We start from the raw sequence: 19,744 nt of genomic DNA, 5'->3' as shown, positions 1-19,744 counted from the left end.
AAGCTGACGTGGTTTGAATAGATTTTAGAAGAGTATGAGTCTGGAAGTTTTAATGGATAATGCAAGATTCCATAGAATGGGTAAGCTAGAGTTCTTATGTGAAGAGTTTGGGCATAAACTTTTACCTCTTCCTCCCTACTCATCTTATACTCAATGAAAATCAAAGAGCAAACTAGGAAACTAGCCGCAAGTTGCTCAAAGCACTGCTTTGAGGTTGTAGATAGAACTGACGAAGTCAGCTCAAAACACTGTTTTGAGGTTGCAGATAGAACTGACGAAGTCAGTAACATATATACGGCAAGGCGACGTTGACGCGGTTTGAAGAGATTTTCGAAGAGTATTAGTATAGAAAAGTGAATCTGAACTAGTACATCATTGCTTCTAAAAAAATTCTTATAAATTGATTTAAATTCTCAAATCACATTATTCAGTTCTTATTTCATTTTGCTTTACAATCCTGTTGAGAAGACACGTGTTCATATCAAAAAGGTATTGGCAAATTGCAATACCTTTTTACGAGGCTCTTTTGTCTTATTTTTGTTTCAACTGACTATATCTCCTATGGTTCTAGTTCAGAAGGCTAGGCTATAATTATGATTGATAAGAAGTATCATTCCACGTATCGAGAGTGAATGTTTCAAAATCATGGGTTTCTAAAATTGTCAGGCTGGCATTTGCTAGACCACCATCTTTACGAAGAAGAGGTTCTTTATAGCCTAGTAGAGTACGAAGACTGGCAGTAAGATTGGCGCCGTGGCCGACAATTAGAATACGCTCAGCTGGACTATCTTTGAGTGATTTGATAAATTGGATGATCCGTTTTGTTGTGCTATAGAGGGATTCGGCTCCAAACATTTGAGTGTCAAATTTAGCAAGATTCGTACGGAAAGCTTTGATTTGTTGCGGGTAAATAGCTTCCAAGGTTGCAATTTTCAAACCTTCCAACTTCCCAAGTTGCCATTCACGAATATTAGGAACACTTTCTAAAGGACAGGGCGTCTTGAGTTGACTTTGGATAATCTCAGCAGATCTGACCGCTCGAGGTAAATCACTTGAATAAATCTGATCAAAAGGAATTTCCTTGAGATATTGGCCAAGTTTTTTTAGGGTTTCAATGGATTCAGGAAGAAGGGGAGAGTCTCCACTAGCACCTTGAAAACGACCTTCTTGGTTCCAGAGGGTACGGCCGTGGCGGACAAAGTATAGTTTCATTACTTGATGTCCTCCAAAATATCTACAAAGTCTGCCTTTACAAAGCTAGCCAAGTCTTGTGGCGCGACGATAATGCTGTGTCCGACTTCGCCTGCAGAGACAATCATTCGATCCAAACCTAGAGCAATTTTATCGATAAAAATGGGATAATTGTGTTTCTGACGAATTCCGACAGGATTATTGGCTCCATGAATGTAACCAGTTGTTTTTTCTAAGTCCTTTTGTGGAATCATGCTCACTTTTTTATTGCCAGAAATTTTAGCTAGTTTCTTTTCAGCCAAGTGCTGAGTGATAGGGACAATTCCGATAATCGGTCCGGTCTTGTCTCCCAAAAGCGCCAAGGTTTTGAAAATCTGATCTCGTTCATAACCTTGAGGCAGCTCTCCTTCCAGGGCATTGATTTGAATCCCCTGATGTGGGATACCTGCTTTAGACAGAATTTGTTCCACCAATGTTTTTTTGATTTTAACTTTTTTTGCCATTATTTATATTTATCCTCCAATTGACTCATCCAAATACCAAGCCAGATTCCCAGTGCAAAGAAGAAGGCGATGATGACATACCCAACAAGAGAAATACCAGTGTATTGGATACTTTCAGCGTTTCCTGCATTTGGAATCAAGATCAAAAGAGTACTTGATAGGACGATACCGATGATGAAATGATAGACGCGTGAGTGGTAGTTGTTTAGGGCATAATCCATCAATTTTGAAAAAATAATGAGAGTTGCACCTGCCCCGATTCCAATCGGGAAGAAGGTTCCCAAGAGATCAAAGGTTTTAAAACCAGTCAACATAGGAGCATAGAGACCCAAAATCAAAAGTAGATTTGATGGACTAAGTCCAGGAACTAATACGCCAAGAGCCAGCAGTGCACCAGCTAGGACGAAATTAAGAAAGCTGGCACTTAAGGTTCCAACAACAAAATTTAAGGCATAGAGTCCTAATCCAGAAATGATAAAGGTTGTCCAGAACCAAGCTAAATCAATCTTATCTCGGTCAGATTCTCGAGTTGATTCTTTGAGGAGGCTAGGAACAGTACCAATGATGGCACCCGCAAAGCTCCATAAGACAAAGACCTGATAATTTTCAAGCAGGTATTCAATCGGGTAGGAAAATAAGCCGATTCCCAGAAGCATACCGATGGCAACTGGAATAAAGTATAAAACATTTTCTTTAAAGTCTTTAAAAGGATGGGCCAGAAAACTAATCATTCGTTCATAAATTCCTAAGATTGCTGCTAGAACCCCTCCGGAAATTCCCGGTAGGATAAATCCAAGAGCAATTACAATCCCTTTAATAATGCGCGCTAACCATGAGAGCATATATTTCCTCCAACTATTTCTATTTCAAAAAATCCTTACTATATTGTATCACAATCAAACACAAAAAGAAAAAAGCAAATGCTAAACAAATGCTTTTAAGGTTTTAAAAAGAGTTTTCTAAAGGTTTCTTCTTTGTTTTTTAAGGGGGAGATGACGTTGATATCCAAATCGTGGTCAAAGCCAGCAATTTTTCCTTTAGAAGTGTACTGGTGGATGTCGTAATCTAAGTCCGTATTAGGTTTGCTTTCGAAAAATCCAGTATTTGAACCGTATGAAGGAATCCAAACAGAGGTAAACTTGCCTGTATCAATACTGTGTTCTTCCATGAAGTAGACCCCAACGTAGATTCCGATGTTTTTAGCACCTAGTGATGCTAGTTTTGCTCGAAAGGCTTCAACACCCTCGTTCATATTGGACATGGCTTTGTCTTCTACGTCTAGCCAATAGTAACTAGGGCTGTAAGGAGAGGCAGCATTGTAGAAAACTTCAGCGGCTTTTTCCATTTCTTGGACACTTTTTCCAGCTACATAAGCGTAGACCCCAACTGGGACATTCCGTTTTTGAAGTTCAGTGATATGACTCTTATAGGCCTTGTCTATTCCATTGATAAAGGAAGCATCATTTTCTTTTGTTGTTTGAGCACCGCTGTGAACACGAACAATAGCGCCTGAAATATTTTGTGAGAGGGCATCGTAGTTGATTTCCTCAGGACGCTGCCAGCCAGAGAGGTCAATAATCGGTTTGTCTAAGTGTTTCAAAGCCTGTGCTTCAATCTGCGCTATGTTGGATTTTGTTTTAAAGGATTGGTTGTCATTAAGTGGGCGATTGATGATTAAAATGAAAATTATGATCCCAAAAAAACTAAATAAAATAAGTGGATGAATTTGTTTTCTCATATCTCATAATTTTACCCTAAAAATGAAAAAAAATCAAAAAAATGGGTTAAGGAAAGGACTTTGGAGCATTTTTTCATTCAAGGGCGCGGAATGATTTGAAATATGGTATAATAAAAGGGAATTTCTAGAGAAAAGAGAAGATTATGTCAAATTTTGCCATTATTTTAGCAGCGGGTAAAGGGACTCGCATGAAATCTGATTTGCCAAAAGTGTTGCACAAGGTTGCGGGTATTTCTATGCTGGAACATGTTTTCCGTAGTGTGGGAGCTATCCAACCTGAAAAGACAGTAACAGTTGTCGGACATAAGGCGGAATTGGTTGAGCAGGTCTTGGATGGACAGACAGAATTTGTGACTCAATCTGAACAGTTGGGTACTGGTCATGCGGTTATGATGACAGAGCCTATCTTAGAAGGTTTGTCAGGTCACACCTTGGTCATCGCAGGAGATACTCCTTTAATCACTGGTGAAAGCTTGAAAAACTTGATTGATTTCCACATCAATCATAAAAATGTGGCCACTATCTTGACTGCTGAAACAGATAATCCTTTTGGCTATGGACGAATTGTTCGTAATGACAATGCTGAGGTTCTTCGCATTGTTGAGCAGAAGGATGCTACAGATTTTGAAAAGCAAATCAAGGAAATTAACACTGGAACTTACGTTTTTGACAACGAGCGTTTGTTTGAGGCTTTGAAAAATATCAACACCAACAATGCTCAAGGTGAATACTATATTACAGATGTCATTGGCATTTTCCGTGAAGCTGGTGAAAAAGTTGGCGCTTATACTTTGAAAGATTTTGATGAGAGTCTTGGGGTAAACGACCGTGTGGCTCTTGCGACTGCTGAAGCAGTTATGCGTCGTCGCATCAATCATCAGCACATGGTTAATGGCGTTAGCTTTGTTAATCCAGAAGCAACTTATATCGATATTGATGTTGAGATTGCTCCTGAAGTTCAACTCGAAGCCAATGTTACCTTGAAAGGGCAAACGAAAATTGGTTCTGAGACTGTTTTGACAAACGGTACTTATGTAGTGGATAGCACTATCGGAGCAGGAGCTGTCATTACTAACTCTATGATTGAGGAAAGCAGTGTTGCAGACGGAGTGACTGTCGGACCTTACGCCCACATTCGTCCAGGTTCAAGTCTGGGTGCCCAAGTTCATATTGGAAACTTTGTTGAGGTGAAAGGTTCTTCTATCGGTGAGAATACTAAGGCTGGTCATTTGACTTATATCGGAAACTGTGAAGTGGGTAGCCACGTTAATTTTGGTGCAGGAACTATTACAGTCAACTATGATGGCAAAAACAAATACAAGACAGTTATTGGCAACAATGTCTTTGTGGGTTCAAATTCAACCATTATTGCGCCAGTAGAACTTGGTGACAATTCCCTCGTTGGAGCTGGTTCAACTATTACTAAAGACGTGCCAGCGGATGCCATTGCTATTGGTCGCGGTCGTCAGGTCAACAAAGACGAATATGCAACTCGCCTTCCTCATCATCCTAAGAATCAGTAGGAGTCTGTCATGGAATTTGAAGAAAAAACGCTTAGCCGAAAAGAAATCTATCAAGGACCAATATTTAAACTGGTCCAAGATCAGGTTGAATTACCAGAAGGCAAGGGAACTGCCCAACGAGATTTGATTTTCCACAATGGAGCTGTCTGTGTTTTAGCAGTAACGGATGAGCAAAAACTCATCTTGGTCAAGCAGTACCGCAAGGCCATCGAGGCTGTCTCTTACGAAATTCCAGCCGGAAAATTGGAAGTAGGAGAAAATACAGACCCTGTTGCAGCAGCTCTGCGTGAATTAGAGGAAGAAACAGCTTATACAGGAAAATTAGAACTCTTGTACGATTTTTACTCAGCCATTGGCTTTTGTAATGAAAAGTTAAAACTATACCTAGCAAGCGATTTGACAAAAGTGGAAAATCCGCGTCCGCAGGATGAGGATGAAACCTTAGAAGTCCTTGAAGTGAGCTTAGAAGAAGCCAAGGAATTGATCCAATCAGATCATATCTGTGATGCCAAGACAATTATGGCTGTACAGTATTGGGAATTGCACAAAAAATAGAGGAGGTCAGTATGGGTAAACCTTTATTAACGGATGAAATGATTGAAAGAGCTAATAGAGGCGAAAAAATTTCAGGTCCTCCTTTGCTAGATGATAATGAGGAGACTAAGATTTTACCAACCTCTTCTTCCCGTTTTGGTTATGCCAATCCTAAGGATCATGGTTTTAGCCAGGAAACCTTGAAGATTCAGGTCGAACCGTCTATTCATAAAAGCCGTCGCATTGAAAATACCAAGAGAAATGTCTTCAATTCTAAGTTAAATAAGATTTTATTTGCAGTCATCTTTCTCTTGATTTTGCTTGTCTTAGCAATGAAACTGTTGTAATAGAAAAGGAATTGAAATGAAAATAGGAATTATTGCGGCTATGCCAGAAGAACTGGCTTATCTGGTCCAGCATTTAGACAATGCCCAGGAGCAAGTTGTTTTGGGGAATACCTATCATACAGGAACCATTGCCTCGCATGAAGTCGTTCTTGTAGAAAGTGGTATTGGTAAGGTCATGTCTGCTATGAGTGTGGCGGTTTTGGCTGATCATTTCCAAGTGGATGCTCTTATCAATACAGGATCAGCTGGGGCGGTCGCAGAGGGTATCGCTGTTGGGGATGTTGTAATTGCTGACAAGTTAGCCTATCATGACGTGGATGTTACAGCTTTTGGCTATGCTTATGGGCAAATGGCGCAACAACCGCTTTATTTTGAATCAGATAAAACTTTTGTTGCCAAAATCCAAGAGAGTTTATCTCAATTGGATCAAAACTGGCATCTTGGTTTGATTGCTACAGGAGATAGTTTTGTCGCAGGAAATGATAAGATAGAAGCGATTAAGTCTCATTTTCCAGATGTTTTGGCTGTTGAGATGGAGGGGGCAGCTATTGCTCAGGCAGCGCATGCCCTTAATCTTCCAGTTTTAGTCATTCGAGCTATGAGTGACAATGCCAACCATGAAGCAAACATCTCTTTTGATGAGTTTATTATCGAAGCTGGACGTCGCTCTGCCCAAGTCTTATTAGCCTTTTTGAAGGCCTTAAATTAAGCGAAAATTTGACAGTTTTTCTAGCTTATGATAAGATTTAAGTAAAGAAAAGCTAGAAAACGTTTCAGAGGATATTATGAGTATTGAAATGACCGTCAGTGAGATTGCAGAGGTCTTAGGATTATCTCGCCAAGCAATCAATAACCGTGTCAAAGAATTACCAGAAGAAGACACAGATAAAAATGACAAAGGGGTAACAGTCGTTACCAGAAGTGGCTTGATTAAGCTAGAAGAAATCTATAAAAAAACGATTTTTGAAGATGAGCCTGTCAGTGAAGATGTCAAGCAACGTGAACTGATGGAGATTCTGGTTGATGAGAAGAATGCAGAAATTCTTCGTCTCTATGAACAATTAAAAGCCAAGGATCGTCAGTTAGCAGAAAAAGATGAGCAGATGCGCATCAAAGACCGTCAGATTGCTGAGAAAGATAAACAACTGGATCAGCAGCAACAATTGACCCTTCAAGCAATGAAGGATCAAGAAAATCTTAAGCTAGAGCTGGACCAAGCAAAAGAAGAAGTCCAATCAACTAAGAAAGGCTTTTTTGCTCGTTTATTTGGAGGATAATCAAGGAGCTGTTTAGGTTAAGTGCTAACCTGATGGCTTCTTTTATTTCTAAATAGTATAGTTGCTCAAGTAATACTCAATGAAAATCAAAGAGCAAACTAGGAAGCTAGCCGCAGGCTGCTCAAAGCACTGCTTTGAGGTTGTAGATAAGACTGACGAAGTCAGCTCAAAACATGTTTTTGAGGTTGCGGATGAAACTGACGAAGTCAGTAACTATATCTACGGCAAGGCGAAGCTGACGCGGTTTGAAGAGATTTTCGAAGAGTATAAAATAACAGTATAGGAGAGGTAGAAAATGGAACGATTAGAAGATTACATTGCTTTTGACTTAGAATTTAATCAGCACGAAGGACAAACACACTTGATTCAAGTATCGGCAGTGCGTTTTAGAGATGGTCAGGAAATCGATACCCATGATTCCTATGTCCATACCAGTGTTCCCTTAAAAAGTTTTATCAATGGTTTGACAGGGATTACAGCTGAGACCTTAAAAGATGCTCCTCCAGTGGAGGAAGTCATAAAAGATTTCCAAGAGTTTGTGGGTGCTTTACCGATGGTTGGTTACAATGCTGCTAAAAGTGATTTGCCTATTCTAGCAGAGCATGGTTTAGACTACAGCCAGCAGTACAAGGTGGATCTGTATGATGAAGCTTTTGAACGTCGCAGTTCGGATTTACATGGTATTGCCAATCTCAAATTGCAAACTGTTGCCTCGTTTCTTGGATTTCAAGGTCAGTCCCATAATAGCTTGGAGGATGCTCGGATGACGGCGCGTGTGTATGAGTCCTTCCTAGAATCAGATCAAGCTAGAGAATTGTTAGAGACGGAAAGTAGCTTATCAAACAATCCTTTTGGTGGCTTGGATTTGTCTCAATTATTTGACTAGGAGTGCCTATGAAACCTGAAAAACCTAAAAAATTGGGTTTTAAACAGATTTACCTCAATCTTGATAAAATCCTCTTTCTCTTTTTCTTGATTTTTATGATAGTGGAGTATTTGTGGGTCCCATTCAATTCATGGTTAGCTAGCTTCTTATTAGATCAGACAGGTTATCTTTTTATTTCCTATAACAATGTCTTAGCCATCCTCACTCATTCTCCATTGATTAGTCTAGCTTTTTTAGCCTTGATTGTCATTAACCTTCTGGTTGCTTATTTTCAAATAGGACTCCTCTTTATTGGTGCTCGTCATCTTCTCTATCATGAAAAGCGAAGGCTAATTGAGTATATCCGCAAGGTTTTCCATGAAAGTTTTGGATTTATGAAAAAGCTAACTTGCGCCAAAGCCTTGTTTATCTTTTTCTATATAGCTATGCTTTTTCCTTTTATACGGAAAATGCTGAAGATTTATTATCTCAATAAAATCGTCATTCCAGAGTTTATCCAAGATTATTTAGAAGATAAATATTGGATGTGGTGGCTGAGCATCCTACTTCTATCTCTTATTTTTCTCTATATCTCTGTCAGATTGATGTTTGCCCTTCCGAAGATTGTATATGATCAGCTGACTGTTCGAGAAGCAGTGATGTTTAGCTTGGAGAAAACCAAGAAAAGAGTTGCTTTTTATGCTTGGAATTTATTTTATATCTTGCTCAAGGCAAATTTATTATTTTATCTTCCTTTGATTCCTTTGTTATTGGCTCAAACTTTGGTAGATGACATCACTCAGAGAGAGTCTCTGATTCTTGGTATTTTGAATTTTGTCGTGATTAAAAATCTTTATTATATGGCTCTGACTTACTTTTTGGTTAAATTTGTTTCATTTTTGACAGGAAAGGAGCTGGATATGCTTCCTAGGAGAGAAAAAGATCACATCATGCGATGGGGAGTCATGACTTGTGCCAGTCTTTTCTTTGCCCTAGAAGGTTATATTTATCTGGAGGCTCCCATGGTTCATCTACCTCAGCTTATTTCTCACCGAGGGGTTTCCAATGCAAATGGGATTCAAAATACAGTAGAGTCCTTAGAAACTACAGCACAACTCAAACCAGACTTGGTGGAGACGGACGTGCAGGAAACAAAAGATGGGCAGTTTGTCATGATGCATGATGCTAACTTGAAAAATCTAGCAGGTATCAATAAAAGTCCTCAAGACTTAAACTTGGAGGAGCTTAAAGGGATTGATATTTTTGAAAATGGCTACCAGACTAAAATTTCAAGCTTTGAAGATTATCTCAGTCGAGCCAACGAACTTGGTCAAAAATTACTAATTGAAATCAAAACCAGTAAAAAAGATAGTCCAGACATGATGGACCGCTTTTTAGCCCGTTATGCTGCAAAGCTCAAGATTTATGGACATCAAATCCAGTCTTTAGACTACCATGTTGTTGAAAAAGTAAGACAGTATGATGCCGAACTGCCAGTTTATTTCATCATGCCCTACAATTCTGTTTTTCCTAAAACAAAGGCGACAGGATATACCATGGAGTACTCAACCTTGGATGAATATTTTGTAAGCAAACTATGGACAACGGATCAGAAACTTTATGTTTGGACTGTCAATGATTCAGAAGCTATCAACAAATCTCTTCACTTAGGAGTAGATGGAGTGATTACAGATGATTTGGAAAAGGTTCAGTGGGAAATAGAAGTAGCCCAAGAAGATCCAGAATATACGGATTTGCTCTTGAAAAAAGCTCTGGAATTCTTTGAATTTTAGTAATAAAAAAGAGGAACAACTATTCCTTCCATGATAGGTAAGTATTCTTGTGAATGCTTGCTTTTTTGTGGTTGCAATTCGTTTACGAGAATTGTTTGTCTTGTTCTTATTTCAATCGACTTTATGGTGCTTTGAAGTTGGAATGCTACACTATAACTTCTAAAATAGTACTAGAAATTGGAAAGCTTCCTTTATTCTCTATATCCATTAGAAAGAATTGATTAAAAATTAGGAGACTTTTAATTTCTTTTTCGAATAAATAGATAGAAGCATCAAATCTAGTAAACCTAGATTTAAAAATGTGCTATAATGAAAGGAGAAGAAATATGACTGTACGTCATCCGGGCATTAGCCCGACCAACGATTTGGTTGCTAAGAAAATCTTCAGCAATCCAGAAATCACTTGTCAATTTATCCGCGATATGCTGGACTTGCCAGCAAAAAATGTAACTATTTTAGAGGGAAGCAATATTCATGTACTACCTTCTCTGCCTTATTCAGCCCAAGATTTCTATACTAGCATAGATGTCTTGGCGGAGTTGGATAATGGTACGCAAGTAATTATTGAGATTCAAGTTCATCATCAGAATTTTTTCATCAATCGCCTGTGGGCTTATCTGTGCAGTCAGGTTAATCAAAATCTTGAAAAAATTCGCCAACGTGAAGGTGATACCCACCAGAGCTACAAACACATCGCACCTGTTTACGCAATTGCAATTGTAGATAGTAACTACTTCTCAGATGACTTGGCTTTCCACAGTTTCAGTATGCGCGAAGATACGACAGGTGAGGTCTTAACCATCACCAATAATGGACAAGAAAACCATCTGGTTAAGATGGCGTTCTTGGAATTAAAAAAATACAGAGAAACCAGCAAAGACGAGGTTCGTAAACCATGGTTGGAGTTTTTTGGGAACAAACCCTTTACCCAGCAACCCGAGCGAGCCATCAGCCAGGCAGACCAACTGCTGGACTACAAGAGCTGGTCCGAGGAGGACAGGAAAATGTTTAGTCAATTACGTATGCGCGAAGAACAAGCATTGTTGGCGCAGGACTATGCCTTGGAACAAGCGGAGGAAAAGGGCTTAGAACGTGGTCGAGCTGAGGGTCTTGAACGTGGTCGTGCAGAGGGTCGTGAACAAGGACGAGAAGAAGGCATTGAAGAGGGATTAAAAGTAGGTTTAGTAAATCTAGTACGTCAAGGTCTTCTAACACCTGAGGTTGCGAGTGAGCAATTAGGCATGACCGTCGCTGAGTTTGAAGCGTTGTTGGCAAGACATGAGTGAGAAATCTGTAAATGTTATACGATATGAAAACAATTAAAAAGAATAGCTAAATTTCTTGATGGAAAAGAGATTAGCTATCTTTTTTGTTAGGAAAGTTTGAACTTTTAATTTCTTTTCCGAATAAATAGATAGAAGCATCAAATCTAGTAAATTAGATTAAAAAATGTGCTATAATGAAAGGAGAGAAAGAATGATTCTCAGACATCCGGGCATTAGCCCGACCAATGACTTGGTTGCTAAGAAAATCTTTAGCAATCCAGAAATCACTTGTCAATTTATTCGCGATATGCTGGACTTGCCAGCTAAAAATGTAACCATTTTGGAGGGGAGCAATATTCACGTCTTGCCTTCTCTGCCCTACTCGGCCCAGGACTTCTATACAAGTATAGATGTTTTGGCGGAGTTGGACAATGGCACGCAGGTAATTATTGAGATTCAGGTGCATCATCAGAATTTTTTCATCAATCGCCTGTGGGCTTACCTGTGCAGTCAGGTTAATCAAAATCTTGAAAAAATTCGCCAACGTGAAGGTGATACCCACCAGAGCTATAAACACATCGCACCAGTTTATGCTATTGCAATTGTAGATAGCAACTACTTCTCAGATGACTTGGCTTTTCATAGTTTTAGTATGCGCGAGGACATGACAGGTGAGGTTTTAACCATCACCAATAATGGACAGGAACATCATCTAGTCAAGATGGCGTTCTTGGAATTAAGAAAATACAGAGAAACCAGCAAAGACGAGGTTCGCAAGCCGTGGTTGGAGTTTTTTGGGAACAAGCCCTTTACTCAACAACCCGAGCGAGCTATTAGTCAAGCAGACCAACTGCTAGATTACAAGAGCTGGTCCGAGGAGGACAGAAAAATGTTTAGTCAACTACGTATGCGCGAAGAACAAGCCTTGTTAGCGCAGGACTATGCCTTGGAACAAGCAGAGGAAAAAGGTTTAGAGCGTGGTCTTGAACGTGGTCGTGCAGAGGGTCTTGAACAGGGACTGGAGCGTGGGAAAGTCGAAGGAAGTTTGTCCATGCTACTAAATCTAGTCCGTCAAGGTATTCTAACTTCTGAGGTTGCCAGTCAGCAACTGGGCATGACTGTCACTGAGTTTGAGGCATTGTTGTAAGAATAGCAATAATGGTCAAGCACGCCATCTAGCCAAGGTGTGCTTTTTGTACTAAAAGACAGGCAAGCGTTTTTGCTTTAGTTTCTTTATCCTTTATCTCTCCTTTGACTTCTATGGTATTTGCAGGAATTTTGGAGAGACTTTGGGTATGATTTTGCTATCTGCCTTTCTCTTTGCTTCTTTCCTATATTTATCTGGGCTTTTACGAGTCTCGCTATGGCTAATTTTTGTCATGGTTAGTCTACCTCTGCTACTCGACAAAGCTGGGAGAGCCTACATCAAGTGATTTGGGATAGGAGTTATATCAAATAATATCTCAGGATTTCTGATTTTTCGGAGAGCCTGTTTTTTTATTTGCTGAGTCTAGGATAGGTCTTTCTGGCGATAGATAGCAAGACGAACAGCTTCGTTCGAATGTCATATAAATTTAAAATTTCTGAAAATAATGAAAAATATACTAAATTTATAAATAAGAAGCCTCTAAATCCTTTAAAATAAACAACTTGCATATATATATATATATAATTATCGATTTTCTAAAACAAAGTGAGGTTGAGGAAAGGGAACTAAATTGATATAATGAAGTATTAGTAAACAATGGGCTTTTTGTCATTTGTTTAAGATGAAAAAAGGTCATGTTTTCCTGTTTTTATTGCGAGTTGATGCCTGTATGACCATGGCTAGAGGAGCAAAGACAGGGTAGAAAGAAAGGAAAAACTATGAAACAGTTTAAAATGAATGAGCGCCAACGCTTTTCTATACGCAAGTTTTCAATCGGAGCAGCCTCAGTCTTGCTAGGGTCTGTCTTTTTTGTAGCTAATCCAGCGACAGAAGTGCAGGCGGCAGAATCAAGTACAGAAGTGGTCGCTCAGGATAGGGATGTCAAGCCTGACAATTCATCTCCCCTAAGCTCATCAGAGACAAGCAGTCAAAATCCAAGCGTAGGACAAGCAGGAACTGAAGCAGAAACTCAAGGAAGAGAGAAAAAAGACCCAGGAGCTCCATCTAAAGATGGTGAAGCAAAAGCTAAGGTTGAGGAAAGGAGTACTGAAGGCAACTCTAAATTAGAATCAAGTAAAGAGATAGCAGAAAAACAAGATCAACCAAAAACAGATATTGAACTTAGTAGACAACTAAATACTCAGAACTTAGAAACGCTATTAAGTGAAATTGATGCCATAAAAACAGAAAACTACACAGAAGAATCAGTAGCAGCCTTAAAAGCAAAAGCTGAAGAAGCGAGACAAGTCCTTGCAACGGCGCAAAATCAAACAGAAATAGATGTAGCTTTTAGAACATTAGTAAGTTATAAAAATACTGGCTTAAAACGTGTTAAGAAGGATGTAGAACCTAAGGCTCCTAAACTTGATACAACAAACGGTAAAGTAACGGTCGGTCTAAAGGCAGAAAATACAGAACCAAACGGTACCAATATCGCAGGGCATAATCATAGCTTAAATGGAACTACTTTTACAGAAGGTAGTGGGTTTAGAGCGACGCCAGAAGAAACGTCTGGTATAGAGTTTGGGATATCGAATAATAGGACAGACGGAAATTACAGTAGTATTGATAAATATTTTTATGAAATACTTTCGAATCAAGTTAGAACTATAGTTAAATTTGTATCTAAAACTGGAGAGATTAAAGGTGTAACTGTAACAAGCAACACAGGACGCTCAGTCACTGTAGAAAAAATGTCTAACTTTCCAAATAATGCAACGACATATTTTGCGAGGGCAACAACAGATGTTAATGGTAAAAACGATGCTGTTTTAACTTTCACTGTAAAAACTGTAGGAGGAGACAAAACAGTCCAAATTGGTGCTTTTCGTTCTCTTAGTAAGCCAACTATTAAAGTTCCGACAGGTCAAACGGAACCTACTGTAGATGCGTATTTAAAAGGTAAGGATGGTACTAAACCAACAATTGATGTAGAAGTCCCTTCTGTTCCAAGTCTTCCATCATATGCAAAAATGAAAGTATATTTAGTTGCTGATAATGATCGTGATAAAACGGTATATGATGGTGATGAATTTGCAACGAATGGTAATCCAAGACCAACAAGATTGACAGCAAAAGTTGATGTTTCAACAGGAACAGTTGATCCAGTAACGAAGAAAACTACTGTAACTATTAGAGACAGTGATTATATAAAACCTCTTTCAGGAGGAAAACTTCTTGCATTGACAGTTATTGAAATTGACGATAAAACAAATGGAAATCCCGGAATAAGAGCTTCAAGTTATAGTGATGCAGTGACAGTAGCGCCGAAAGTTAATTTGGAGGAATTAAAAACTAATGCGATAGCGGAATTAGCAACAGCTGCAGAAAATGAAATTAACGCTATTAAAGCAGATGCAAGCTTGACATCAACAGAAAAAACAGCAAAAGAAAACGATGTTACATCTAAGAAAACAGCAGGAGAAACAGCGATTAACGGCGCTGATACTGCGGATAAAGTGGCATCTGAAAAAGCCAAAGCTAAAACAGCAATTGAAGGCGTGCACACTCCAGGTAACTTAGCTGACGTTAAGAGAACTGCGATAGCGGAATTAGCAACAGCTGCAGAAAATGAAATTAACGCTATTAAAGCAGATGCAAGCTTGACATCAACAGAAAAAACAGCAAAAGAAAACGATGTTACATCTAAGAAAACAGCAGGAGAAACAGCGATTAACGGCGCTGATACTGCGGATAAAGTGGCATCTGAAAAAGCCAAAGCTAAAACAGCAATTGAAGGCGTGCACACTCCAGGTAACTTAGCTGACGTTAAGAGAACTGCGATAGCGGAATTAGCAACAGCTGCAGAAAATGAAATTAACGCTATTAAAGCAGATGCAAGCTTGACATCAACAGAAAAAACAGCAAAAGAAAACGATGTTACATCTAAGAAAACAGCAGGAGAAACAGCGATTAACGGCGCTGATACTGCGGATAAAGTGGCATCTGAAAAAGCCAAAGCTAAAACAGCAATTGAAGGCGTGCACACTCCAGGTAACTTAGCTGACGTTAAGAGAACTGCGATAGCGGAATTAGCAACAGCTGCAGAAAATGAAATTAACGCTATTAAAGCAGATGCAAGCTTGACATCAACAGAAAAAACAGCAAAAGAAAACGATGTTACATCTAAGAAAACAGCAGGAGAAACAGCGATTAACGGCGCTGATACTGCGGATAAAGTGGCATCTGAAAAAGCCAAAGCTAAAACAGCAATTGAAGGCGTGCACACTCCAGGTAACTTAGCTGACGTTAAGAGAACTGCGATAGCGGAAATCTTAGATCTATTACATCTAAAAACTGCGAATGTAGATTCAAATAACGATTTAACTACAGAAGAAAAAGCGAATATCAAGAATCAGTATAAAAACGTGGCGGATGCTGCTAATAATAGCATAAATAAATCAGAAGCTGCTGATAAGGTACTTGATAATAAAGAACAAGGTATTAACGCGATTAACGCTGTAGCAATTCCAACAGAAACAGAAAAATCAAAAGCGATTAAGGCAATTGATGCTGTTGCATTTGCTAAGAAAACAGAAATTTCGAATCGTTTTGATTTGACAACTGAGGACAAGTCAAGAGCATTGCAACAGGTGGATCAAGAAGCTAAAGATGCTAAGATTGCGGTGGACAAGGGCGTAACAAATAAGGATGTAGAACAGGCAAAAATGGCAGGAATCGATGCTATCAAGAATATCAATCCACAACCATCTCCACGTCCGCTTCCTACGCCTCAACCTTCTACTCCTACTCAGCCAGACCAAGGAGCTACTGAGACTCCAACAGCTCCATCTGAGCCAGCTCCACAACCGTCTCAACCAACTGCTCCGGGTCAACCTGCAAGTCCTGTCCCAGCTCCAAGTTCAGCTCCGACTCAAGCTCCTAGAGTGGCAGCAAGTCCTTCAGCTAGCTCAACGAGCACGCAAGCTCCAGCTCAAGAGCAAGTTGACAAGTCTGAACTTCGTGCCTTGACTCAAGAGTTAGACCAACGCTTGAAAGCTTTGGCAACAGTATCTGATCCGAAAATCGATGCAGCCAAAGCTGTCCTCCTAGATGCTCAAAAAGCTCTGGAAGATAGTGCCTTGACAGAGCAAGGTCTGCGTACTGCAGTAGAGTCTGTGAAGGCTGCCTTGGACTCTCTCAAAGATGTGAAAGCAAATGCTAGCGACAGCAAGTCTGCACAGGACAAGAAAGATGCTAAGCAAGGAACGGAAGATAGTAAGGATTCAGATAAGATGACTGAAACAAACTCAGTTCCAGCAGGAGTGATTGTAGTCAGTCTACTTGCTCTCCTAGGCGTGATTGCCTTCTGGTTGGTTCGTCGTAAGAAAGAGTCAGAAATCCAGCAATTAAGCACGGAATTGACAAAAGTTCTTGGACAGCTAGATGCAGAAAAAGCGGATAAAAAAGTCCTTGCCAAAGCCAAAAAACTTCTCCAAGAAACCCTTGATTTCGTGAAAGAGGAAAATGGCTCAGCAGAGACAGAAGCTAAACTAGTAGAGGAGCTTAAAGCAATCCTTGCCAAACTCAAGTAAAACATGATTTATGAAATGTCAGACCTAAAAGACATTTCCGTTCACAAAAGCAGCGACGAGTAACCCTTGTCGTTGCTTTTTGGCTATTTTGGGGACAAGATCCGCCTTGACTAGCAAAAGAAAAGATTGGTCCAGTAGTGCCGATACGATTTTGCGTAGCAGAAAGCATACAAATTAAATTGAATATAGTAAAATAGGATTAGAAATCTTAAGAAAGTTGGTTCTTTATTGGAAACGCTAGTATTTTCAATCTCTGTTTTTCTAGCAGGTGTTTTGTCCTTCTTTTCTCCCTGTATTTTTCCTCTTCTGCCAGTCTATGCTGGGATTTTATTGGATGATCAGGAAAGCGCAAAAAGCTTTTCTTTATTTGGGAGAAAGGTTCTCTGGTCAGGCTTGATTCGAACACTTTGCTTTATCGCAGGTATTTCACTCATTTTCTTTATTCTAGGCTTTGGTGCTGGTTACTTTGGTCATATTCTCTATGCAAATTGGTTTCGATATGTTATGGGAACAATTATTATCATTTTGGGACTTCACCAGATGGAAATTTTTCATTTTAAGAAATTAGAGGTTCAAAAAAGCTTTACTTTTAAGAAATCAGAAGCCAATCGTTATTGGTCAGCCTTTTTACTCGGTATTACCTTTAGCTTTGGTTGGACGCCTTGTATTGGTCCAGTTTTAAGTTCTGTTTTAGCGCTTGCGGCTTCTGGAGGCAATGGAGCTTGGCAAGGTGCTATCTATACTCTTATTTACACTCTGGGGATGGCTCTTCCTTTCTTGGTCTTGGCTCTAGCTTCAGGTCTAGTCATGCCTTATTTTAGTAAAATCAAACGTCATATGATGCTAATGAAGAAAATTGGTGGTTTCCTCATTATTTTAATGGGAATTTTGTTACTATTAGGACAAGTAAATGTTCTAGCTGGAATTTTTGAATAAAGGAGAAAATGATGAAAAAAGTAATGTTTGCTGGCTTAAGTCTCTTGTCATTAGTTGTATTGATAGCCTGTGGTGAGGAAGAAACTAAAAAAACTCAAGCCCCACAACAGCCAAAACAAGAAACGCCTGTACAGCAAATTGCTGTTGGGAAAGATGCTCCAGACTTCACCTTGCAATCCATGGATGGTAAAGAAGTCAAGTTATCTGATTTTAAGGGTAAAAAGGTTTACTTGAAGTTTTGGGCTTCCTGGTGTGGTCCATGTAAGAAAAGTATGCCTGAGTTGATGGAATTAGCTGCAAAACCAGATCGCGATTTTGAAATTCTTACTGTCATTGCACCAGGAATTCAAGGTGAAAAAACTGTTAATCAATTCCCACAATGGTTCCAAGATCAAGGATATAAAGATATCCCAGTTCTTTATGATACTAAAGCAACAACCTTCCAAGCTTATCAAATTCGAAGCATTCCTACAGAATACCTAATTGATAGTCAAGGGAAGATTGGAAAGATTCAATTTGGTGTTATCAGCAATGCGGATGCAGAAGCAGCATTTAAAGAAATGAACTAGAATCGATAAAAATCTGATTACAAGATGTAGTCAGATTTTTTTTTAGAAAAATATTTTATAAATAGTCACAAATCTCCTATATTTATGGTAAAATAGAATCATCATTTTATTTGGAGAAGAAATATGAATATATTTAGAACAAAGAATGTAAGTTTGGATAAAACGGAGATGCACAGGCATTTGAAGTTATGGGATTTGATTTTGCTGGGTATCGGAGCCATGGTAGGGACAGGCATCTTTACAATTACAGGTACTGCAGCTGCCACACTTGCTGGTCCAGCCCTAGTGATTTCAATCGTCATTTCTGCCTTGTGTGTGGGATTATCAGCCCTCTTTTTTGCAGAATTTGCTTCACGAGTACCTGCTACAGGTGGTGCCTACAGTTATCTCTATGCTATTTTAGGAGAATTCCCAGCCTGGTTGGCTGGTTGGTTAACCATGATGGAGTTCATGACAGCCATATCAGGCGTAGCTTCGGGTTGGGCAGCTTATTTTAAAGGCTTGCTCTCTCAATACGGGATAGCCCTTCCTCAGCCTTTAAATGGTACCTTTAATCCTCAAGCAGGGACATTTGTTGATTTATTGCCTATTCTTGTCTTGGTCTTGGTGACCTCGCTTGTTTTACTCAATGCTAAAGCAGCCTTACGCTTTAATTCTATTCTAGTTATTTTGAAATTCTCGGCTTTAGCTCTCTTTGTTTTAGTAGGAATTTGGCATATCAAACTTGATAATTGGAGTAATTTTGCTCCTTATGGTTTTGGACAAATCTATGGTGCTAGTACTGGTATTATGGCTGGTGCCTCCTTGATGTTCTTCGGTTTTTTGGGATTTGAATCCATCTCTATGGCTGTAGATGAGGTCAAGACTCCTCAAAAAAATATTCCTAGAGGGATTGTCTTATCGCTTTCTATCGTAACCATTCTCTATGCCTTGGTGACGCTTGTTTTGACTGGTGTGGTTCACTATAGTCATTTAAATGTCAATGATGCCGTTGCCTTTGCCCTTCGTAGCGTTGGGATCAGTTGGGCAGCCAACTATGTGTCATTAGTGGCTATCTTGACCTTGATTACAGTTTGTATCTCGATGACCTATGCCCTATCGCGTATGATTTACAGTTTAGCGCGCGATGGCTTAATGCCTGCCGCCTTTAAAGAACTAACGAAGACTAGCAAGGTACCAAAGAATGCTACTATTTTAACAGGTCTAGCTTCAGCAGTAGCAGCAGGAATCTTCCCGCTAGCTAGTATTGCAGCCTTCTTAAACATTTGTACCTTGGCCTACTTAATCATGCTGGCTTACGGCCTGATTCGCTTACGGAAAGAAAAAGGGATGCCAAAAGCTGGGGAATTTAAAACACCCTTGGTACCCCTGTTACCGATTTTATCAATCATCATTTGTTTATCCTTTATGTTACAGTATAATATGGAAACTTGGATTGCTTTCCTAGTTGCCTTGTTAGTAGGAAGTATTATTTACTTCACTTATGGCTATAAGCATTCTACCATAGAAGAATAAAGTAAA

At 39.4% G+C, this 19,744-nt stretch carries 19 protein-coding genes and 2 pseudogenes; 17 read left to right on the top strand and 4 right to left on the bottom strand.

Features of this window, described 5'->3' with window-relative positions; genetic code table 11:
* Positions 1 to 46: 46 nt before the first annotated feature.
* Both OC529_RS04935 and OC529_RS04930 read left to right on the top strand, forming a co-directional pair.
* Positions 47 to 142 (top strand): annotated as a pseudogene (locus OC529_RS04935) (IS630 family transposase); the annotation flags it as partial.
* An 11-nt stretch (positions 143 to 153) separates the two neighbouring features.
* Positions 154 to 312 (top strand): hypothetical protein, encoded by a 159-nt coding sequence (locus tag OC529_RS04930; RefSeq protein ID WP_237701464.1) that lies wholly within the window; start codon positions 154 to 156, stop codon positions 310 to 312.
* A gap of 279 nt (positions 313 to 591) precedes the next feature.
* Here OC529_RS04930 and OC529_RS04925 read toward each other — a convergent pair whose 3' ends face one another.
* From OC529_RS04925 to OC529_RS04910, 4 genes are all read right to left on the bottom strand, one after another.
* Positions 592 to 1,212 carry a histidine phosphatase family protein gene (locus OC529_RS04925; RefSeq protein ID WP_262081620.1) on the bottom strand — a complete coding sequence of 207 codons (621 nt, stop codon included), beginning with the start codon at positions 1,210 to 1,212 and terminating at the stop codon, positions 592 to 594.
* Positions 1,212 to 1,694, bottom strand: coding sequence for an aminoacyl-tRNA deacylase (locus OC529_RS04920; RefSeq protein ID WP_262081619.1), 483 nt, complete (start codon positions 1,692 to 1,694; stop codon positions 1,212 to 1,214). Before OC529_RS04920 ends, OC529_RS04925 begins: the two co-directional genes overlap by 1 nt.
* A complete protein-coding gene (locus OC529_RS04915) occupies positions 1,694 to 2,536 on the bottom strand; it encodes a DUF368 domain-containing protein (RefSeq protein ID WP_262081618.1) in 843 nt (280 codons plus the stop codon). Before OC529_RS04915 ends, OC529_RS04920 begins: the two co-directional genes overlap by 1 nt.
* Positions 2,537 to 2,631: 95 nt before the next feature.
* Entirely contained in the window at positions 2,632 to 3,432 is an 801-nt protein-coding gene (locus OC529_RS04910) for a glycoside hydrolase family 25 protein (RefSeq protein ID WP_262081617.1), read from the bottom strand.
* Between the two features lie 143 nt (positions 3,433 to 3,575).
* On the opposite strand from OC529_RS04910, the gene glmU reads away from it, so the two are divergent.
* The 15 genes and pseudogenes from glmU (at position 3,576) to OC529_RS04835 (ending at position 19,738) form a co-directional block, all read left to right on the top strand.
* Positions 3,576 to 4,955, top strand: a complete 1,380-nt coding sequence (gene glmU, locus OC529_RS04905; RefSeq protein WP_262081616.1) for a bifunctional UDP-N-acetylglucosamine diphosphorylase/glucosamine-1-phosphate N-acetyltransferase GlmU — start codon at positions 3,576 to 3,578, stop codon at positions 4,953 to 4,955.
* 9 nt (positions 4,956 to 4,964) lie between these two features.
* Positions 4,965 to 5,510 (top strand): NUDIX hydrolase, encoded by a 546-nt coding sequence (locus OC529_RS04900; RefSeq protein ID WP_112443629.1) that lies wholly within the window; start codon positions 4,965 to 4,967, stop codon positions 5,508 to 5,510.
* 11 nt (positions 5,511 to 5,521) lie between these two features.
* A complete protein-coding gene (macP, locus tag OC529_RS04895; protein ID WP_000517865.1) occupies positions 5,522 to 5,836 on the top strand; it encodes a cell wall synthase accessory phosphoprotein MacP in 315 nt (104 codons plus the stop codon).
* A gap of 16 nt (positions 5,837 to 5,852) precedes the next feature.
* A complete protein-coding gene (locus tag OC529_RS04890) occupies positions 5,853 to 6,545 on the top strand; it encodes a 5'-methylthioadenosine/adenosylhomocysteine nucleosidase (protein ID WP_262081615.1) in 693 nt (230 codons plus the stop codon).
* A 76-nt stretch (positions 6,546 to 6,621) separates the two neighbouring features.
* Positions 6,622 to 7,113, top strand: coding sequence for a chromosome segregation protein RocS (gene rocS / locus OC529_RS04885; RefSeq protein WP_023932717.1), 492 nt, complete (start codon positions 6,622 to 6,624; stop codon positions 7,111 to 7,113).
* A gap of 79 nt (positions 7,114 to 7,192) precedes the next feature.
* Positions 7,193 to 7,396, top strand: a complete 204-nt coding sequence (locus OC529_RS04880; RefSeq protein WP_138704509.1) for a hypothetical protein — start codon at positions 7,193 to 7,195, stop codon at positions 7,394 to 7,396.
* Between the two features lie 12 nt (positions 7,397 to 7,408).
* Complete coding sequence (locus OC529_RS04875) at positions 7,409 to 7,999, top strand: 3'-5' exonuclease (protein ID WP_173262581.1); 591 nt, start codon at positions 7,409 to 7,411, stop codon at positions 7,997 to 7,999.
* Positions 8,000 to 8,007: 8 nt separating this feature from the next.
* On the top strand, positions 8,008 to 9,771 hold the full coding sequence (locus OC529_RS04870; RefSeq protein ID WP_316043900.1) for a glycerophosphodiester phosphodiesterase: 1,764 nt from the start codon (positions 8,008 to 8,010) through the stop codon (positions 9,769 to 9,771).
* Between the two features lie 326 nt (positions 9,772 to 10,097).
* The gene (locus OC529_RS04865) at positions 10,098 to 11,057 is read left to right on the top strand and encodes an Rpn family recombination-promoting nuclease/putative transposase (protein WP_262081614.1); all 960 of its coding nucleotides are present in this window, start codon (positions 10,098 to 10,100) and stop codon (positions 11,055 to 11,057) included.
* Between the two features lie 190 nt (positions 11,058 to 11,247).
* Entirely contained in the window at positions 11,248 to 12,183 is a 936-nt protein-coding gene (locus OC529_RS04860; RefSeq protein WP_262081613.1) for an Rpn family recombination-promoting nuclease/putative transposase, read from the top strand.
* A gap of 719 nt (positions 12,184 to 12,902) precedes the next feature.
* Positions 12,903 to 15,881 (top strand): annotated as a pseudogene (locus OC529_RS04855) (DUF1542 domain-containing protein); the annotation flags it as partial.
* A gap of 420 nt (positions 15,882 to 16,301) precedes the next feature.
* Positions 16,302 to 16,718 (top strand): EGFR-like transmembrane domain-containing protein, encoded by a 417-nt coding sequence (locus OC529_RS04850; protein WP_262081648.1) that lies wholly within the window; start codon positions 16,302 to 16,304, stop codon positions 16,716 to 16,718.
* 228 nt (positions 16,719 to 16,946) lie between these two features.
* A complete protein-coding gene (ccdA2, locus tag OC529_RS04845) occupies positions 16,947 to 17,654 on the top strand; it encodes a thiol-disulfide oxidoreductase-associated membrane protein CcdA2 (protein WP_262081612.1) in 708 nt (235 codons plus the stop codon).
* A gap of 11 nt (positions 17,655 to 17,665) precedes the next feature.
* On the top strand, positions 17,666 to 18,223 hold the full coding sequence (gene sdbB, locus OC529_RS04840; protein ID WP_262081611.1) for a thiol-disulfide oxidoreductase-associated lipoprotein SdbB: 558 nt from the start codon (positions 17,666 to 17,668) through the stop codon (positions 18,221 to 18,223).
* 123 nt (positions 18,224 to 18,346) lie between these two features.
* The gene (locus tag OC529_RS04835) at positions 18,347 to 19,738 is read left to right on the top strand and encodes an APC family permease (RefSeq protein ID WP_001020307.1); all 1,392 of its coding nucleotides are present in this window, start codon (positions 18,347 to 18,349) and stop codon (positions 19,736 to 19,738) included.
* Positions 19,739 to 19,744: the final 6 nt, after the last annotated feature.

The sequence above is a fragment of the Streptococcus sp. Marseille-Q5855 genome, assembly GCF_946901985.1.
Classification (GTDB): domain Bacteria; phylum Bacillota; class Bacilli; order Lactobacillales; family Streptococcaceae; genus Streptococcus.
This window is presented reverse-complemented; position numbering and strand designations above follow the sequence as displayed.

Excerpts from the sequence above, each read along its gene's own strand:
- OC529_RS04875 (WP_173262581.1), top strand. The coding sequence starts at position 7,409 with ATGGAACGATTAGAAGATTACATTGCTTTTGACTTAGAATTTAATCAG.
- OC529_RS04900 (WP_112443629.1), top strand. The coding sequence starts at position 4,965 with ATGGAATTTGAAGAAAAAACGCTTAGCCGAAAAGAAATCTATCAAGGA.
- OC529_RS04860 (WP_262081613.1), top strand. The coding sequence starts at position 11,248 with ATGATTCTCAGACATCCGGGCATTAGCCCGACCAATGACTTGGTTGCT.
- OC529_RS04880 (WP_138704509.1), top strand. The coding sequence starts at position 7,193 with ATGAAAATCAAAGAGCAAACTAGGAAGCTAGCCGCAGGCTGCTCAAAG.
- OC529_RS04870 (WP_316043900.1), top strand. The coding sequence starts at position 8,008 with ATGAAACCTGAAAAACCTAAAAAATTGGGTTTTAAACAGATTTACCTC.
- OC529_RS04925 (WP_262081620.1), bottom strand. The coding sequence starts at position 1,212 with ATGAAACTATACTTTGTCCGCCACGGCCGTACCCTCTGGAACCAAGAA.
- OC529_RS04920 (WP_262081619.1), bottom strand. The coding sequence starts at position 1,694 with ATGGCAAAAAAAGTTAAAATCAAAAAAACATTGGTGGAACAAATTCTG.
- OC529_RS04915 (WP_262081618.1), bottom strand. The coding sequence starts at position 2,536 with ATGCTCTCATGGTTAGCGCGCATTATTAAAGGGATTGTAATTGCTCTT.
- macP (WP_000517865.1), top strand. The coding sequence starts at position 5,522 with ATGGGTAAACCTTTATTAACGGATGAAATGATTGAAAGAGCTAATAGA.
- OC529_RS04910 (WP_262081617.1), bottom strand. The coding sequence starts at position 3,432 with ATGAGAAAACAAATTCATCCACTTATTTTATTTAGTTTTTTTGGGATC.
- OC529_RS04835 (WP_001020307.1), top strand. The coding sequence starts at position 18,347 with ATGAATATATTTAGAACAAAGAATGTAAGTTTGGATAAAACGGAGATG.
- rocS (WP_023932717.1), top strand. The coding sequence starts at position 6,622 with ATGAGTATTGAAATGACCGTCAGTGAGATTGCAGAGGTCTTAGGATTA.
- OC529_RS04930 (WP_237701464.1), top strand. The coding sequence starts at position 154 with ATGAAAATCAAAGAGCAAACTAGGAAACTAGCCGCAAGTTGCTCAAAG.
- glmU (WP_262081616.1), top strand. The coding sequence starts at position 3,576 with ATGTCAAATTTTGCCATTATTTTAGCAGCGGGTAAAGGGACTCGCATG.
- OC529_RS04890 (WP_262081615.1), top strand. The coding sequence starts at position 5,853 with ATGAAAATAGGAATTATTGCGGCTATGCCAGAAGAACTGGCTTATCTG.
- OC529_RS04865 (WP_262081614.1), top strand. The coding sequence starts at position 10,098 with ATGACTGTACGTCATCCGGGCATTAGCCCGACCAACGATTTGGTTGCT.
- sdbB (WP_262081611.1), top strand. The coding sequence starts at position 17,666 with ATGAAAAAAGTAATGTTTGCTGGCTTAAGTCTCTTGTCATTAGTTGTA.